Annotated in this window: 14 protein-coding genes; 1 reads left to right on the forward strand and 13 read right to left on the reverse strand. The window is 39.4% G+C overall.

Translation table 11 applies throughout. The features are described 5' to 3' along the window. Nucleotides 1-189: 189 nt before the first annotated feature. On the reverse strand, nt 190-3,063 hold the full coding sequence (locus D908_RS01760) for a beta-prism lectin domain-containing protein (protein ID WP_005527360.1): 2,874 nt from the start codon (nt 3,061-3,063) through the stop codon (nt 190-192). Nucleotides 3,064-3,382: 319 nt separating this feature from the next. Between D908_RS01760 and D908_RS01755 the strand changes: the two genes are divergently transcribed. Beyond that, nucleotides 3,383-4,564, forward strand: a complete 1,182-nt coding sequence (locus D908_RS01755) for a right-handed parallel beta-helix repeat-containing protein (RefSeq protein ID WP_005527364.1) — start codon at nt 3,383-3,385, stop codon at nt 4,562-4,564. Between the two features lie 170 nt (nt 4,565-4,734). On the opposite strand, the gene D908_RS01750 is transcribed toward D908_RS01755, so the two are convergent. The 12 genes from D908_RS01750 to vpsA form a co-directional block, all read right to left on the reverse strand. Then, nucleotides 4,735-5,526, reverse strand: coding sequence for an RbmA family biofilm matrix protein (locus D908_RS01750; RefSeq protein ID WP_005527366.1), 792 nt, complete (start codon nt 5,524-5,526; stop codon nt 4,735-4,737). A gap of 220 nt (nt 5,527-5,746) precedes the next feature. Further along, complete coding sequence (gene vpsK / locus D908_RS01745; protein WP_032467766.1) at nt 5,747-6,505, reverse strand: exopolysaccharide biosynthesis glycosyltransferase VpsK; 759 nt, start codon at nt 6,503-6,505, stop codon at nt 5,747-5,749. Further along, nucleotides 6,477-7,664 carry an exopolysaccharide biosynthesis protein VpsJ gene (gene vpsj / locus D908_RS01740; protein WP_000842356.1) on the reverse strand — a complete coding sequence of 396 codons (1,188 nt, stop codon included), beginning with the start codon at nt 7,662-7,664 and terminating at the stop codon, nt 6,477-6,479. Before vpsj ends, vpsK begins: the two co-directional genes overlap by 29 nt. Continuing rightward, nucleotides 7,661-8,737 carry an exopolysaccharide biosynthesis glycosyltransferase VpsI gene (gene vpsI, locus D908_RS01735; protein ID WP_005527368.1) on the reverse strand — a complete coding sequence of 359 codons (1,077 nt, stop codon included), beginning with the start codon at nt 8,735-8,737 and terminating at the stop codon, nt 7,661-7,663. The genes vpsj and vpsI overlap by 4 nt, the downstream gene beginning before the upstream one ends. Next, nucleotides 8,734-10,077: an exopolysaccharide biosynthesis protein VpsH gene (gene vpsH / locus D908_RS01730; protein WP_005527370.1), complete on the reverse strand. Its 1,344-nt coding sequence runs from the start codon at nt 10,075-10,077 to the stop codon at nt 8,734-8,736. Before vpsH ends, vpsI begins: the two co-directional genes overlap by 4 nt. Next, nucleotides 10,078-11,025, reverse strand: coding sequence for a glycosyltransferase family 4 protein (locus D908_RS01725; protein WP_005527372.1), 948 nt, complete (start codon nt 11,023-11,025; stop codon nt 10,078-10,080). A 201-nt stretch (nt 11,026-11,226) separates the two neighbouring features. Further along, nucleotides 11,227-12,399 carry a VpsF family polysaccharide biosynthesis protein gene (locus tag D908_RS01720; RefSeq protein ID WP_032467767.1) on the reverse strand — a complete coding sequence of 391 codons (1,173 nt, stop codon included), beginning with the start codon at nt 12,397-12,399 and terminating at the stop codon, nt 11,227-11,229. Between the two features lie 25 nt (nt 12,400-12,424). Then, entirely contained in the window at nt 12,425-13,363 is a 939-nt protein-coding gene (locus D908_RS22800; RefSeq protein WP_338131528.1) for an oligosaccharide flippase family protein, read from the reverse strand. Next, nucleotides 13,287-13,835 carry a polysaccharide biosynthesis protein gene (locus D908_RS22805; RefSeq protein ID WP_235047399.1) on the reverse strand — a complete coding sequence of 183 codons (549 nt, stop codon included), beginning with the start codon at nt 13,833-13,835 and terminating at the stop codon, nt 13,287-13,289. The genes D908_RS22800 and D908_RS22805 overlap by 77 nt, the downstream gene beginning before the upstream one ends. After that, nucleotides 13,832-14,974 (reverse strand): VpsD family glycosyltransferase, encoded by a 1,143-nt coding sequence (locus D908_RS01715; RefSeq protein WP_005527376.1) that lies wholly within the window; start codon nt 14,972-14,974, stop codon nt 13,832-13,834. The genes D908_RS22805 and D908_RS01715 overlap by 4 nt, the downstream gene beginning before the upstream one ends. A gap of 133 nt (nt 14,975-15,107) precedes the next feature. Continuing rightward, nucleotides 15,108-16,349: a UDP-N-acetyl-D-mannosamine dehydrogenase VpsB gene (gene vpsB, locus D908_RS01710; RefSeq protein WP_000491997.1), complete on the reverse strand. Its 1,242-nt coding sequence runs from the start codon at nt 16,347-16,349 to the stop codon at nt 15,108-15,110. 19 nt (nt 16,350-16,368) lie between these two features. Further along, nucleotides 16,369-17,487 (reverse strand): UDP-N-acetylglucosamine 2-epimerase (non-hydrolyzing) VpsA, encoded by a 1,119-nt coding sequence (gene vpsA / locus D908_RS01705; RefSeq protein WP_005527378.1) that lies wholly within the window; start codon nt 17,485-17,487, stop codon nt 16,369-16,371. Nucleotides 17,488-17,664: the final 177 nt, after the last annotated feature.

The following is a 17,664-nucleotide window of genomic DNA, read 5'->3' on the forward strand; positions in this document are numbered from 1 at the left end:
TTTACAGATAAATCCATCGGCAAAGTTAGTGATGTTTTGTGTTATCAAGCCATTGGTACACCCAGCGTAGTCCGCTCTTCCCCGATAAACTAGACGCCATCTTCGTATAAAAAAATACCCCGAACACTCGGGGCATTTTGGTTTATCAATTTATCGTACAGAGAAAACTAACGTACTGAACAGACTAAGTTAATAAACAAATTGGAAGCCTTCGACTAACCAACCACCAGTCCAGACATTGATCTGTTTGATACGCTTACCTTGAGGCACAGTGTAAGTTTCTACTTTCTTATTGCTAGCATAGTTAGTAGAGCCTAACAGTACGGTTGAACCATTTTTCATATTGAACTTAATGGCTACTACGTGATAACCGCCCCAATTATAAAGACCAGAGGTCACTTCCACAGATTGAAGTTGATCCAATGCAATAGGTGCTCTTAATACACCACCATTAGTGCCCTCTACCGGGCCACCAACCAGATTGTTGGTTGTAGTACCAATGGCATCGATCGCGAATCCAGAACGGAGGAACATCTGATTATCAGCCGTTACAACACGTTGATATTGCTGTGTATTTGAATAACCGAAGATCGGAGACTCTCCACCGACAGCGTTACGCAAAGTGCTTGAACGGTAAGTATTGTGGCTTAACCAGCTAGGCTCTGCGTAAGTTGGAATTATCCCACTTTGACTAATGTTAGTGAGATGGAACGCATGCTGATTCCAAATACGTGTTGCGTTTTTCCAAGGTTTTGCACTATCTGCTGACTGGTAGACATAAACACCATGGTTAATCGAATATTGGCGATCAAAATCGTTCGATGCCACAATCAGTTCTGCGTTGTTATCACCTTCCAGATCAACAACAACCGGATATTCCCACAATGTCGCGGTTGAATGTGCTAAGGAAGCACGTTCTTTACCTGTCTTACCATCCAACACTCGTACACGAGCATGATCTTGAACGAGCACTTCATCGATACCATCACCATCAAAGTCATAGGCTGATACACCGATTTTGCCACTACCTGTATCATCGTTAGCTACCGACCAAACGCGCTCACCTTTGCTGTTATACATATCAACAGCAGCATAACCCGCGTACACGATACCTTTCACATCCAGATCATTGGTACCATTTTGTGTTGCTAGCTCAAACTGAACACCATCTAATAACCAACCTGCAGTCCATGCTTTAATACCTTTAATGCGGCTATCTGTAGGTACGTTAAAACGTTCAGTTTGTTTTGAGTAGGCGTAGTTTTTAGACCCCATGGAAATCACACTACCATTACTCATTCTAAAATCGAGTGCGAGCAAGTGATAACCGCCCCAGTAATACTTACCCCAAGTAAGATCAATCGCTTTGATATCTTTGACATTCACAGGCGTATTGAGATGACCTCCTGTGCCACCAACTAACGTTGAAGTCGAAGAACCAATCGCATCGATCGCATAACCAGAACGCACATAGACTTTACCATCCACCGCTAAATCGATTGAGGTCGGCTTGTTATTGGGCTGATAGCCATAAACTTTTGAGAACTCACTGGTTTCAACTGCTTTAGCTTTACCAAGGAAATTCGCTATCGCTTGTACACCACCGCCAGGGTTCGCAGTATTGTTAATTTCCCATTTGATGCTGCCATCGTGTTCTAGCACTGCGAAACGCGAATTCTCGCCAGTGGCAAACGTAGCAGGCACAGAGGCAACGATTTCAGGTTCTGCATCATTATCTAAATTCACGAGAGAAGAGAACCAAACCGCATCATTTGCTTGATATTGCCAATTGATAGCACCGTTATTCTGGAACAGCGTGCCACCAGAAAAGACTTCTTGTTGCTGATCGCCATCCACATCAACGTTGATCGATGATGGTGCCCAAGCATGATTAAATACCAAGCCAGTCTGATAGTTATATACACCGTCTGCCGCGAGGATCTCAATGCTGCCATCATTGTCTAGATCAGCCAAAGTGATATCGCCGACAATTCGCCAGCCACTCTCGGTGGTTGGGATTTGTTTTTTGATATTGCCTTGATTGTCCAAAATAGTAATGAATTGGTCACGATTATTAGCAGTGACGATTTCAACAATCCCATCACCATCCAAATCACCGATTGCTGGCGAATAACGCGCATCTGCAATGATGCCACCGTTGGCGTAATTCCAGAGTTCAGAGCCATCAATACCACTTAAAGCACGCACTAAACCGCCATTCGCGTACTTGTTCCCTTCAAACGTCACGACAACGAGATCAGCAACATCTTTCTCATCGATTTTACCGTCGCCATTATCGTCATTCAGTTGCGCCACAACTGGCGTCACCATGACTTGATTTGAGTTAGCTAAGAATGTGCTACCCTGCCAAGACCATTTGAGTTTCATGTTCAGGGCTGAACTATCCCCCTCATAAGGTACAACACGCATTGAACGTGGTTTAGAAAAGTCGAGAACTTCGCCGTTGTATGCCGTTACTGCACGCAATTGTTCATTTTTGGTTTGTCCCCCAAATACGGCAAGACGGTTGTATGAGAGGTTATCCCAATCACTAAGCATCACACCGAGACCCTGTGGCGCTTCAATATCAACTTCATGCCCGTAAATGTAAGCAGGCAGTGAATAACCCGAACGCTCACCTTCTTTCAAACAGAATCGTTCACCTGTTTGGCGGCTTACAATACAGGCTTCTGGATAGACTTCAGAAGCAAGCACACGCATTGAGCGCGGTTTGGAAAAATCTAAATAAGCGCCATTGTAGGCTTTCACATTCTTAAGATCTTCATTTCCGGTATAGCTGCTAAATACGGCGAGACGATTATAAGAAAGATTATCCCAATCACTGAGCATGACAGAGATGCCGCTAGGTGCTTGCACATCCACAGGATGAGCATAAATCCAATTAGGCAGTGAGTAACCAGAGCGCTCTCCCGCCTTTAAACAATATTTTTCGCCATTAAGACGACTGATAATACACCCTTCAGCATCATTGATCGTGGCGTGAGCAACTGTACCACTTAACGACAATAGGCCGACAGCCAGAGCAATATAATGAGATGTCATTTGGAAGACTCCCTCTACGTAGTGTTAATGCATACGACATTATTCAGACACATAAAGATATGCATCTGGTTGATTTGTTTTATTAATTATTATTTGAGACCTAGAAACTGGTATAAATTGGATTGTAAATAACAACCTGACGGAATTATCAATACGCACATTAAGTAATTCAATACGTCAAGCCTATTTGACCGCCTCAGTAATGAGACATCTCAAAGTTGAGAAGAAAAGAGGTTCGTTGAAGATATTTCTATTTTCATCAGAGTCTAAGGTATTGTGCTAATATACATTCAATATCAGAAAACCTGAGGATAATGCCTTGAATCACACTTTATGTTCACTCGCTCTACTTGGGTTTTCTATCTCAGCCGAGCCAATTTATCTTGAAGTCACAGAATTTGGCGCAATAGCGAATGATGGCATAGATGATTCAATTGCTTTTCAAAATGCACTGAATAAATTAGAACATGGTAATATTCTTGTCATTCCTTCTGGTGAATATCAGATTTGCAAGACCATTTATTTAAAAGAAAAAAATGACATCGAAATTATTGGTCTAGCAAATAGCAAGTTGAAGAAATGTTCTGGTTTTAGTGGGGAATATTTATTAAGTGTTTTTTACACACAAAATCTTAAATTGCAGGGACTTATTTTTGAAGGATTAAACGACGGGGATCAGAATCCAATATGGGGGGAACAAGGCATCTATCTAGGTAGCACCAAAGGCTCTTTAGTGACTCAAAATCAATTCCATCGATTCGGTGATGCAGCATTACGTATTACTACTGCAAGTCAGGATAACTCAGCCTCTCCGGGATCACAGTCGATCACCGTCAGTGATAATCGCTTCGAAAAATGCGCTCAAGTAACAACCACTCAAGCAACCGTCGGTACCGAGATGGCTGGTACACAAAATATCATTGTTGATAACAACCAATTTATTGGATGTAAATTAAAGCTATCGGCACGAGCTGACACTCGTGGAGCTGAAGTGAAAAATAATCTTTTTGCGCATATCAATGGTACATCAAATGAAGTTAGTTATTATTCAGATGTTTCTTATATAAACAATCGCTTCTATGATATCCATGGTTTTGCTATCAACATTTATCCAAACTCTAGAACAACAAAAATTATTCAATGGGAAAACATATCTATTATTGGAAATACCTTTGATACCATTCAGCAAGGCATACGATTACAAAGCTTCAGCAAGCATGATGACGCAAACAAGCCCATTAAAAACATTCAAGTTAAAGAAAACCATTTCTCTAACATTTATTTTGGAAGTAATATTGAAAATCAATATAAAGCAATAATCAGAACGAATACTCAGGATAAAAATGTCTCTTTCGATGGTGTGAATATAGCGAATAATCAATACCAATTAACGCCTTACAGCCAATTCACATCAATAGACACTAAAAGTACTTCAGTCACCATCAATAATAATTCTAGGTTATATGATAATATAACCGACTCAAACACCATAAAAGAATAGCTTTTAAGAAGATATTAATGGTTTTATGTTTAAAAGAATCTAGGTGCTTTCATTAGCAATTATTTAAGTAAAGTGATCACATAATATTTAGTGTAGATTTTGTATATAAAAAATGGAAGAACCACTATGTCGAGGTTCTTCCATGAATGGAGTAAGAAGAAACTACTCTGTTATTTTTTTACTACAGTAATCGACTCTTCAACTCTTTTACCTGAGACAGTGTCAACAACTTGAGTATTAATCACATACTCACCAGCAGGGTAACTTTTATCCATCAAAATACCACGTACTTTTGAATATGTAGTTGATGCTGATACAGTCATTTTTTCTCTAGAGTTAACTGGGATAATCAATCCATTCGGACCAACAGCAGTTATCCAAAATTCTACTTCAGCATCAGTTTCACGTCCGTTATGAAGCGCAATAGTAAATGGTACATATCCACCTTCACTTTCAACGCTAGCAATTTCGAACTGATTTTTTACTTCTACAGTCAAGCCATCAATATCTGGCAGGCTATTTAGCTCGATACCTTTCACAAATACTTCGTCAGCTTTGAATACTTCACCGTTTTCAGCAACAACTTGTAGCGATACTGTGTATTTACCATCAGCCATGTATTCTGGAATCCAGAAACCACGGGTTACATTCAACATGCGGCCGGTGCTTAGTGCATCTGATTCTTGCTGAGCAGTATCAACACCAACTACTGCTTTTGCAGGGAAATACATGCCTTCTGGACCTTTGACTGAAAGCCAGTACTTAAACTTAACGCTTTCACAGCTTTCATTTGCAATATCTAACTGGCTTGAAATGTAACCACCAGTACTCGCAACTTGGCTCTGGTTTAATGTAATATCCGCCTCAATAAGAGGTAGTGTTTCACAATTAACTTCTGCAAAAGAAGCCGCTGAATATAGTAATGCTAGGCATGATGCCAAACATGAATGACGTATGTTCATAATTATTCCTTGAATTTAGACAACCATTTATATAGGTATTGGTACACAACACAACTTCACAACAAGGCTAATTGATAACTATAGAAAATACATCACCCTTTTATGAAAGCATTTGTATTTATCGAAAATAAGACAAATGTAAAATATCAAATCTAATAATTAATACTTAAATTAAAACAATCATAATATTCTTTATAAATACTAAAAACCAACCAACGTTTTATCTCTCCTTCGAAGAGTTAAACTTTTCCATGATCAATAACCATGCATATTTTGTATTGGTTTTTAAATAGCGCTTCCACATTCTTCCAGGCTCTTGCAATACACGATATAACCATTCCAGACCCACTTTCTGCATCCAAAGTGGAGCACGAGAAACATGCCCAGCGACGACATCAAATGTTCCACCAACGCCCATGACAAAAGAAACGCCTAACTGTTCTTTCCAGCGATTGATGAAATTCTCTTTTTTGGGTGAGGTAATTGCGACAAAAAGCAGTTTTGCTCCAGATTGGCGAATTTTCTCCACAATGGCTTGCTCGTCATCCCAAAAGTAACCATGGTGGTATCCTGCCATGATTAATTGAGGATGCTTTTCCTGCATGACCGCCGCCGTTTTCTCAACAATCTCAGGTTTGGCCCCAAGATAAAATACTGGCAACTGTTCAGTGGCAGCCATAGCATTTAATTCAAGGAATAAATCAACACCAGCTACACGTTCTGGTACTTTATGGCCCACAAATCGAGCCCCCCAGACAACGCCCATTCCATCAATATTGATGATATCGCACTCTTTCACGGATTGAGCCAATTCCAAATCTGAGCGCATATTGACTAATTTCGCTACATTGACGACAACATGTTGAGTGAATTCTTGGCGTAGAATACGCTCGCGTATCAATCCGACAGTTTCACTCATTGAAGCCACATCCATTGGGCTGCCGAGAAAATTAATTCGTTGCAAGGTTGTGTTCCTCATTATTTCTTAGATAAAAACGGAAAGAAAAGTACATCCACGCTTGAGTCCAGCGAGCATAGTGAATTCGGTTAACCCAATGTTTGTTGCGCTGATAAACGAACTGATCTCGCTCAGGCATATACAAAGTCTGTATTGCGCGTTGAATCACCTGATTCGCCAATTGCTTATCACTTTCGCTCCCCCCCACCATTAGTAGGGTAATGATCGCTTGCGATACGGAATGTGGATCTAATGGATAAGGGTTGTTGTGGTAATACTTAGCTGTACCATCCACTTCAAAAAGATGCTGTTTGTAAAAAATCAAGCCACGCTCAATTGCACTATCAAACTCAGAGGTCGATAAAGCGGTGCGCATCAAGTGCAAGGCTTCTAAGTTGTACCCCGTATGAAAGCCATCAATAAAGGTATGGTGGTGACGAGTCCCATATGCCCAACTCCCATCTTCAGCCTGCGCACTGACACTATTTCTAGCTATACGCAAAGCAAGTGCCATATAGTCAGAACGTTCGATTTCACGTCCAACCACAGTTAGCCAAGCAGCAGCCCATAGACTGGCATTATGCACAAAAGCACTTTCACCTGGGATGTAGGCAAAAAACTCCCCACTTTCATTTTCAGTATGTAAATGACGAGCAATAAAATGACCACTGCTAAGCGCAAGCTCCACCCAATCCGCTCGCCCAAGGAGATTACCTAATCGATGCAGGGCTCGGCTAACATAAACCGTAGTAATGACATTAGGCTTGCCTTTAGGTACAAAAAAAGCACGAGCTTTCCAATCAAAGTGATACCCCCAACAAGCTCCATGCCATTGTTGCTCATCACAGCGTTGAGTAATCAACCACAATGCGAGTTGCTCTGCTTCCTCGAGCAAGGTTTTATCTTGAGTAACTAAATACTGTTCGATCAACCCAAGAATAAATAGAGCGACACCCTTAGGATTGCGAGCTTTACTTACCCCAAACCATGGCCGAAGGTTGATCGGCGAACGCTTAAAAAGCTGAATCCAAGCCAAACCAAAAGTGGAATCTTTACTCACTGGCATCCATGAAAACCAACTTGAGTTGAGCCCATCAAAAGGGTCATACCCAGCAAATTGTTCTGTTCGTGCTTTATCTAGCAAACATTGGCTGATATCGGCAATCGTACGTGATTTCATTGTTTCAATAACTCGTCATAGACACTTTGCAAACGCGGTATCACTGCTTGCAAAGAAAAATTTTCGGTAAATTTTTGCTTACCGGCTTCGGCTAAGCGTTGATTTTCTGCTCGTTGCTCAATCAAATCACCCAAAGCTTGTGCTAAACCATCTATATCACCCGCATCAATCAATCGGCCTTGCTCACCGTCGGTAATCGCATCCGGGATTCCTCCTGCTCGGCTCGCAACCACAGGGATTTCAGCAGACATTGCTTCTATTACCCCCATTGGAAAGCCTTCGTTGTAACTGGGTAAACAGTAAATATCGGTTTGGGTCAGTAACTTGTTTTTGGCTTCCCCCGCTATCCACCCAAGACAGTGCACAGAACCATTGAGCCCCAATTGGTTTGCCATTGCTTTGTAGATTTCAATCTCCCCATCACCTGCGAGATAAAGTTGTGCATCAGGGTAACGCTGTTTCACCTGAACAAATGCTTGAATAAGATCGCCCACCCCTTTACGTGCGCCCAAACGCCCAAGAAATGCAACACGTCCAGGCTGAACTTGGCTGCGATCTAACTCCAAACTTGGTACTGCGTTATAGAGCACAGAAACCCTCTCGGTTCGACCAACTACTTGGTTCATCCATGTCAGCCACTGAGTTGATAGCACTAAAACATGATCCGCCATGACAAATGTTTGTTGAATATGGCGTTGTAACGGTTCATCACACTCATCACGATAATAATCACGAAATTCCGCACCATGCAGATGAATGATGACTTTCCCTTTCAGTGCCTTAACTAAACGGACTATCACCGCTTTACGACGATAGCTACCTCGTGACGACATATGGATATGAACTAAACCCACACGATAGAAAACAAAGCAGTAAACCAAGTTCACCAAAGCAAAAATAAAGCGGAGTAGCATTCGCCACTTAACACCTTGATCTAGCGTTGAATGCGAGGCAATCAATCGAATTTGATTTGCCTCTAAAAACCCACACTCGGCATAAGTCGAGACAACTGTCGCCACACCACCTTGTCCTTTTCGATCAGTGGCTACCATTAAATTAATCGTTTTTCTCACATCACATCCTTGATGGTACAAATCGCTTGACGAATCTTGCCATTCGCCGTTCGTTGAAGTTCCACTACAACTTCTACTGTTACCGTTATCGTTGCACCCAAACGTGCTTGGGTATTACCGATCAGTATTTTCTGCTGCTCCGTATCAAACAATTCAGAATCCGCAACAACTTTAACAATGATCTCTTGACGCTTATGTTGGACAAATTGACAAGCAATAATACCCGCGACACCTTTAGGAATATGGTTAAGGATATGAACCTTTTGCCCATCTTCACCAATCAAATAATCACCTATTCGTCCTTCAATACGATCAATAACAGGAAAAATTCGTCCACAGGGGCAGGTTTCATTTTCCGATAGATAAACGTGATCGCCAGTTTTGTAACGGATCAATGGGAAATAATGATTGTTGAAATTAGTACCAATCAATTCATAGCGACCTTGACCCGCCTCCACTAGCTCTACCTGAGAATAATCCGATAGCAGGTGGTAACGTCCATGTTCACATTGGCCAATAGCCGCTACTCGCTCAAATAAACCGTACCAATCAAAAACTTTGCAACCAAAACGTGTCTCGATCACTTGTCTATCCTCTTCAGACAAAGACTCTGAAGAGGTGATGATCGATTTCAGTTTGGATGGGTAATAGGTTTGATTCGTTTCCAAATAGCGTGCTAGAGCTGCAATCGATGAAGGGTAAGCTTGAATAACCTCTACACCAAAATCGACCATTGCTTGCAAATAACTGGGCATCGCTTTAGGGGTAAGATGGAATGAGGACATAATAATCATCTGCTCAAACCAAGAGTAACGCCAAAATGGGCCTTGTTTTTGACTCAGCGGAACGACCATGTCACCACGAATCCACGCCCTTTTATCACCTTTTCGATAACCCGCCCATACCATTTGTCTAGCGACAAAAGCTTGTTCACGAATTACTGAGCGCATATCTTGCAATATAGTGAGAGGTGTTCCTGTTGTACCGCTGGTTGCACCATGTACCACTACAGAAGGCTTAACGCTTGAAATAAACTGCTCATGCTCGTGCCGTAATATCGTTTTATCCAGATATGGGAAAGCCTCAATTCCCGACCCACTCTGTAATCCTAAATGCTGATAATACGGTACCTTTTCGCATGCATTCACTAATGTTTGTTGTAATTGCTGTTGTTGATATTGCGCTAAATGCGTTTTAGAAAATTCATTTTCTTGAATTTCTTTAAGCACTGCATACATCTCGCTATTTTCTCTGATCATTTTTCGCGATAACGCCCGTAGCGAAAGCATCAGGTTTTGCAGCCAGATCGGAGCTTTAACATAAAATGAACTGGTAAACATCTATTTCATCGCCTCCATGAAGCTAAATTTTATTTTTCGTCTCCACGCAGGATTACTAAATGCTACAGAAACTTTTTCATAAGCATTTTCCCCAAGAGTACGAGCCAATGTTTCATTAGAGAGTACTTCAATGATCGTTTCTGCATATTTTTCTGTATTTCCTAGAGGGATGAGCAAACCATTGATGCCATCATCAATAATTTCATTTGCAGACATAGATGAAAATGACAACGTAGGAAGCATATAATTCATCGACTCAAGTAGTGATACGCCAAATGGTTCAGCTAAAGAGGTAAGCATACTTAAATCAGCAGCAGACAAATATTCCGATACATTATTAACATGGCCTGGCATAAGAATATCTTCTTGTAGATTTAATCTTTCTACTTCTGATGAATAAAAATCAAATAATTTACCCACACCAAGAAATACATATTTTATTTTAAGATTTGACTTCTTCTTTACATTTAAAATAACTTCAAGTGCCAAATCATGTCGTTTCATATCACGAAATGCTGCAACCATAACTACGATTTTATCGTAGCCACCAGATAAAAGTGTTGTTCTCAGATTAGCTGATTCTTTTTTCTCTTCTTGAATTTTATGTTTCTCTTTAACATCTATAGAGTTATAGACAACTTCAACTGGTTTGCTTGGTGGCAACTCTTTCGCAACAAACTTAGATATTGTCAAAAATGAATCAACACATAAACTGTAGAATATTTTTCTAATACGAGGGTACTTCAAGGCAGGAGGATAACCATGCTCATGATAGATAACTTTAACGCCTAACAATTTTGCAATTATCGGAATTAGATATCGTTCATAACCAAATTGAACATAAATATATTCAACTTTATTTTCTGCAATGATATTTTTTAGTAAATAAAAAAAAATTATGAAAATCCCATTTAGAGAAAGAATAATAATACAGTCTAAGATTATCATCTTTTATTTTATCAACAAACAATGGTTTAGAAAGGCTAAAACGACTTTCCTCATGCTTAAATTTATTAGATGGTGATTCAATCGACGGTACAAACCAAATTACATTACATTCATCACGCAACTCATTTGCTAAATCTATTGTATATTTTTCAATAGGTGACCATGTATCACAAACAAATCCAGGAACGAATAAAACATTCTTCATTTCTCATACCTATGCATTTGATAATTTGCAGAAAGCACCAACATCAAAAAGAGTATTGCAGGAGTCTTAACACTTAAAGAATTGTTAGTAATACTTGCGAGAATAAAGACACCAATCATCACCATTAAAGGCATTTTCCATTGAGTTAAATGCATAAAAAGGCCTAATAATCCAAAAATTAATAATACAGCAAGCGGTAGGCCAAACTTCAAAATCCAATCAATAAAGAAATTCTCAACAACCAACACTCCAGATATATAGAAAATATTATCTAGAAATTGTCGAGACGCGCCGAAAATCCATTCACCGAAAGATAGCTCATCTAATAGAATAAAAACATCAAATCTGGCCTGAGCACTATTATCAACATACAACTTGCTCAGTATTCTCTCTGATATCCCAGTGTACAAAACAATGTAAATCAAAAAAATCACACAAATAAAAACAATTAATTGAGTTACAGCTAGTTTCATTTTTGACGTTTTAACACCAATAGTTAAAAACTGATAAAGTGCAGGTAATGAAACCACTATCAGACCGATAACAAATGCCCCCATAGAACCTCTCCCTCCAAAACAGAAAAGAGCTAGAAGTGCGGTAGATATATATATTATGGGTGGAACTTTTGTTTTATCACTCAATGCTAAAGCCAATGTGGCTGTAATTAGCGCATTATTTAAAGGGTGAGCCATAAAAGCGGTAGAGCGAAAAAATGAAAAACTTGAAAACTCAACCGGTATAATACTTTTCGAAAGAATAAATTCCAAAATAGCTAAAAGTGAATTTATAAAAATGAAGCATGCCATTACACGAATAAGGGTTTCTTTATATTTATCATTTAAGCTAATAACCAAAGACACAAGAACTAATGGTGAGAATATAGTATCAATCATATATGCCATGCCTGATGTCCCAAATCTATAAAGGCCATAGCACATAACAATAATCGTGGCACTCATTGCCATTAACCAATATTTCCTTACATTTCCCAGCCTATGAAGAAAACCACTCACACCAATTCTAGCTAGATTTAACAAAAATATAGCTAACAGAATGTAAGAATAAACGTGTATCTTAAATAAAACAAAACCACCTTCAGAGACATATTGAATTCCAATCACCTCTAAAAGATATGCCCCAAAAAATAAGCAAGAGATAAAACAACACATAGCCAGTAAAAAATAAACTTTTCGCTCATTTAGCCACCACTCGCTTAAGTAAAATATCCCTTACTTTCATGGTATTAAAAGAAAACATTGATATACTATAAACTGAAACCCCAATAAAAATTGACATCGAGATATCTATCCATGAATCCAAATTTGGGTAGGATTTTTCTTTTAAGACTAAAGCTAATAACATTAACCCACATGAGAGAATAACTTTAATAAAGTTAATTCCAACTTTATATCTATAACCAAAATGCAGTGCGATGAACATCGTCAAAACAATTCCCATCGTATTGGAAATAAGTATTGCCCATCCAGCTCCATAAACACCTAGATAGTTTAATGTAAAGTATAGCAACAGAAAATTAATTAATATTGAAATAAATGCTACAAATGGGAAGTATTTTGTTTTATTTATAAATTGTAGCCCATGGTCTATATAGTGTATTTTAAAGTTATATATGTATACGGAAACAGCTAAAATCCAGAACAATTCAATGCCTTGAGTCAAATATTCCTGAGACAAAAAAATCTTAACAAGTGGCTCTGAAATAACACAAATCCCAATGAGAGATGGTAAAGTGATAGCAAAAAGTATATCTAAGTAATTTTGGTGTTTACCTAGTAATTCATATTTATCATTAGCACTTCTAGCCAATTCAGGATATAAAGGCAAAGAAACAACCATAAATACCAAGCTGATAACACCCATTAATGTATTCGAAAAAGCAGAATAGATACCAGTCTCTTCAAGACCAATATTCTTCGCAATAAATAATCTATCTAAGCGTGAACCAATTGCTATCATTCCACCTGAAATCATTATAGGAAGTCCATAAGAAATGATATTATTAAATGTTTCTCTCTCAAACTTAAACTTTATTGAGTCATTTAAAAAAAAATAATGATAAAAAATTTGAAAATGCCAATGATAATATAGCCATCGTAATGCCAGGCCAAATATAAAGCATTAACCAAGAAATAATGATCGACATTAAAGAGTTAATCAAAACTCCTTTTCTATACTTATTCGTATTTTCTTCTAGCCGGCAGAGTTCCACTTTATAAATATAAGCAATCTTCATTGATAAAAGTAATGAAGAAGAAATGAATACCTCTACTGAAAAAAGCTCATAAAAATATAAACCAATGAAAATTGCAATTAAAGCCGGGATAGAAAGAGCTAAAGATGCAAAGCAGGTAGTTGATACTAATTTGGCTTTCTCTTGTAAATTTGCAGCAGGATAAAAACGCAGCAATGTAACCACTAACCATTGTGATGAAATTGCTCTAATCGCTTCCAAGAAAACCATAACAATAGCCAAAACACCGTAACTTTCAACAGATAGAAACCGTGTCTGTACTGCAATTAGAGCAAATAAACAGAGAGATGAAAAAACCTGTACTGGGGCATATTTAAATAAACTAGCTATCACACTATTACCTTAGAGTATAGATTTTCATATTGTCTAATAACATCAGACACCGAGAAACTACTTCCTATATATTTGGCAATTTCAGATGATTTTTTAGAATTGTTATCAATAAAAAAACTAAGCAATTCTTCATCATTTTTTATATCTTCAAAAAATACAACACCTAGCGATTTAAATTCAGAATATCTCTCTTTAAACACTCCAACTTTAGTGGTAATTAAAGGTAACTGAGAGGCCAGCATTTCCATAGGGGCCAAACCAAATGTTTCCTCTTCAGAACAAAACACTCCAAAGTCTGAAGATTTATAAATTTCGACAATTTCTTCACTATTCATCGCTCCCAAAAAATCAACTTCATTAGCTAATCCAAACGATGCTACTTTTTGAATAAGCTCTTTATAATATTCATTATCAGAAACAGGACCAATAATATTCAAGAGAGATTTAACCCCTCTGCTTTTTAATAAATAGATGAGTTCTATAGATTTTTCAATTCTTTTTCTTCTTGTAATTAGCGCACATGTCACAAGTGTTATTTTATTTTTACTCTTGGAATTTCTATTATATGTGAAATACTCATTTGCAATTGGATTCTCTATTAATGAGATTGGTTTTTTGGTATCTAATAGCAAGCTATCTTTAATAATATTTCCTACGCAAGTGTATTGATCTATATATCCATTACAAACCCAAGGTATGAGTTTTACATGGAAGAAGTCATTTGCTTTGGAAACTGACTTTCTGCCTATTTTTTTGTAAGAATGCAGTGTAGCTATTCTTGTTAAGTGTTTGTTAACTCCAATAAGCCAAGGTGCAATATGAGTGTGAACAATATCTGGCTTAAAGTTTTTTACTTGTTCTAGCACACGCAAGTTTGTAGAAATAATACCTGGTAATGGAATTATCCTTTTCTCATTTGATGGGCAGAGTACAACCTCAACATTTTCCGAGAGATGAATAACTTCGCCTGTATACTTGACCTCACAAAAAGGATCAAAAGCGAGCACTCTATAGAAATAATGACTAGTGCACTTCGCTAACTCACGAACCAACATCTGGCATACTGAATCCACACCACCAGCATTTTTTTCTCCCCAGTTGAGAGTCGAAATAGGCATGATCAGTAACACTTTTTTCATTCGTTCGATTCCAATCGTATTAAATGAACAACACTTGGGGAAGACTGACCATCTAAAAAAAAGATGGTCAACTTTACTTATCACTAGAGTTCTAACTAACAAGACTTTATTGAACAGTCAGACCTCGGCAAACTCATGCCACCACTCCGCGAGTATCAATCACGACTTTCTTGGCGAACTCGGTTTTGTCTGCAGCTTTGAATTCTTTGTGATCAACCAGCACCACCACAATATTCGCTAGCTCTAGAGCACGCTCTAAAGAAACTAACTCAAGCCCCTGCTGTGAAAGCTTGCTTGGTAATTCGGTAATGTTTGGTTCTACTGCAACCAGTTGTCCGACTTGCTCTTTCGCTAGTTGTTGAGTGATTTCCATTGCTGGGCTTTCACGTAAGTCGTCAATATCCGCTTTAAACGCTAGACCTAAACAGGCAATGATTGGTTTTTTAAACTGATCAGCTGCTTGTTTTACCTGATCAACAACCCAATGTGGTTTGCCATCATTTACTTCACGAGCGGTGCGGATCAGTTGCGCTTCATCTGGGCAGCTGTTAACGATAAACCAAGGGTCAACGGCGATGCAGTGGCCACCAACTCCAGGACCAGGATTCAGGATGCTGACTCGAGGATGACGGTTAGCAAGACGGATCAATTCCCACACGTTGATTTTTAACTTGTCACATACCAGTGATAACTCATTGGCAAATGCGATATTGACATCACGGAAGGAGTTTTCCGTCAGCTTAGCCATTTCAGCTGTACGCGCATTGGTCACAATGCACTCGCCCTTCACAAAGGTTTTGTACAGCGCTACTGCTTTTTCGCTACAGGCTTTGCTTACCCCACCAATCACGCGATCGTTACTGACTAACTCTTGCAGTACATAACCCGGTAGTACTCGCTCTGGGCAATAAGCAATTTTCACATCTGCAGCGATGCCCTTTTGCTGTGGGAAAGTGAGGTCTGGGCGAGCTTCCGCTAGCCATTGCGCCAACTTCTCAGTAGTGCCTACAGGCGAAGTGCTTTCCAAAACCACTAAGTTACCTTTGGCTAGTACTGGAGCAATGGTTTTCGCTGCCGCTTCGATGTAACTAAGATCAGGTTCGTGATTATCACCTTTAAAAGGAGTCGGAACCGCAACCAAGAAAGCATCTGCTGGTTCTGCAGTTAAGGTGGCTTTCAGTTTGCCCGTCATTACTGCACTGCGTACCACAATGTCCAAATCAGGTTCAACAATGTGAATCTCACCTTTATTGATGGTGTCAACCGCATGTGCATTAACATCGACCCCAACCACATCTAAACCACGAGAGGCCAATACTGCGGCTGTTGGCAGACCGATATATCCAAGGCCAATCACTGAAACTTTACTAAACATCTTTCATCCCCTGATGAGTCTATTTCGCTAAAATGTCCGCGATACGTTGACATGCCTGACCATCCCCGTATGGGTTATGCGCCTGACTCATCGCTTGATAAGCCTGCTGATTGGTCAAAAGTAAGCTCAACGCTTCACAAATTTGTTGTTGGTCTGTGCCAACTAATTTCACCGTTCCCGCAGCAACGGCTTCTGGCCGCTCTGTCGTTTCACGCATCACTAACACTGGTTTTCCAAGCGAAGGCGCTTCTTCTTGAATACCGCCAGAATCGGTCAAAATGATGTGTGCGCGATCCATTAGATAGACAAAAGGCAAGTACTGCTGAGGTTCAATCAGCACGATATTGCTGACACCTTTGAGCAGCTTATTCACTGGCTCACGCACATTCGGGTTAAGGTGTACTGGATAAAGGATTTGGCATTTAGGATGTTGCTCTGCGGTATTGAGCAACGCTTGGCAAATACGCTCAAAACCACCACCAAAGCTCTCACGACGATGTCCCGTAACTAAGATCATTTTTTTGCTCTCATCGAGCATCGGGAATTGGCTATCCAAGGTCGCTTGCAGATCCGCGTCCCCGCGGATTTTGTCGCGGATAGTTAACAGAGCATCGATGACGGTATTTCCGGTAACAAAAATATTTTCAGCACTGTAGTTTTCTTGCAGTAAATTCGCGCGTGAAGTTTCTGTGGGAGCAAAGTGATACTGCGTAAGAGCAGCGGTTAGTTTGCGATTCCCTTCTTCAGGCCAAGGCGAATAGATATTGCCTGTTCTTAACCCTGCTTCCACATGCCCAACCGGAATCTGTTGGTAATAAGCGGCTAAAGATGCAGCAAAGGTCGTTGCGGTATCACCATGGACTAAAACCACGTCAGGCTGCTCACTGCTCAATATTTGTTGCATGCCAAGTAGAATTTTACTGGTAACACCATTCAGTGTTTGCCCAGGTTTCATGATGTTCAGATCAAAATCAGGGGTGATTGCAAAAAGTTCCAACACCTGATCCAGCATTTCTCGATGCTGACCTGTTACACACACTTTTGCCATAAAACGACTATCTTGGCGGAGCTGTTGTACTAAAGGCGCCATTTTGATCGCTTCAGGGCGCGTGCCAAATACGATTAGAACCTTTTTCACTTCCCTACATCCTCTTAAAAAATGATTTCCACCAAACTCAGGCAACAAAAAACCAGCATTCCTTAATTAAGGAACACGTACATAAGCAAATACTGAATCATTTCGTTATAGTGTAATTTCCTATTTAATTTCAATCATGGAGATTTCAAAGATATTTCAACCCTTGACTCATGATTG

This window comes from Vibrio mimicus CAIM 602, from assembly GCF_000338875.1.
Classification (GTDB): domain Bacteria; phylum Pseudomonadota; class Gammaproteobacteria; order Enterobacterales; family Vibrionaceae; genus Vibrio; species Vibrio mimicus.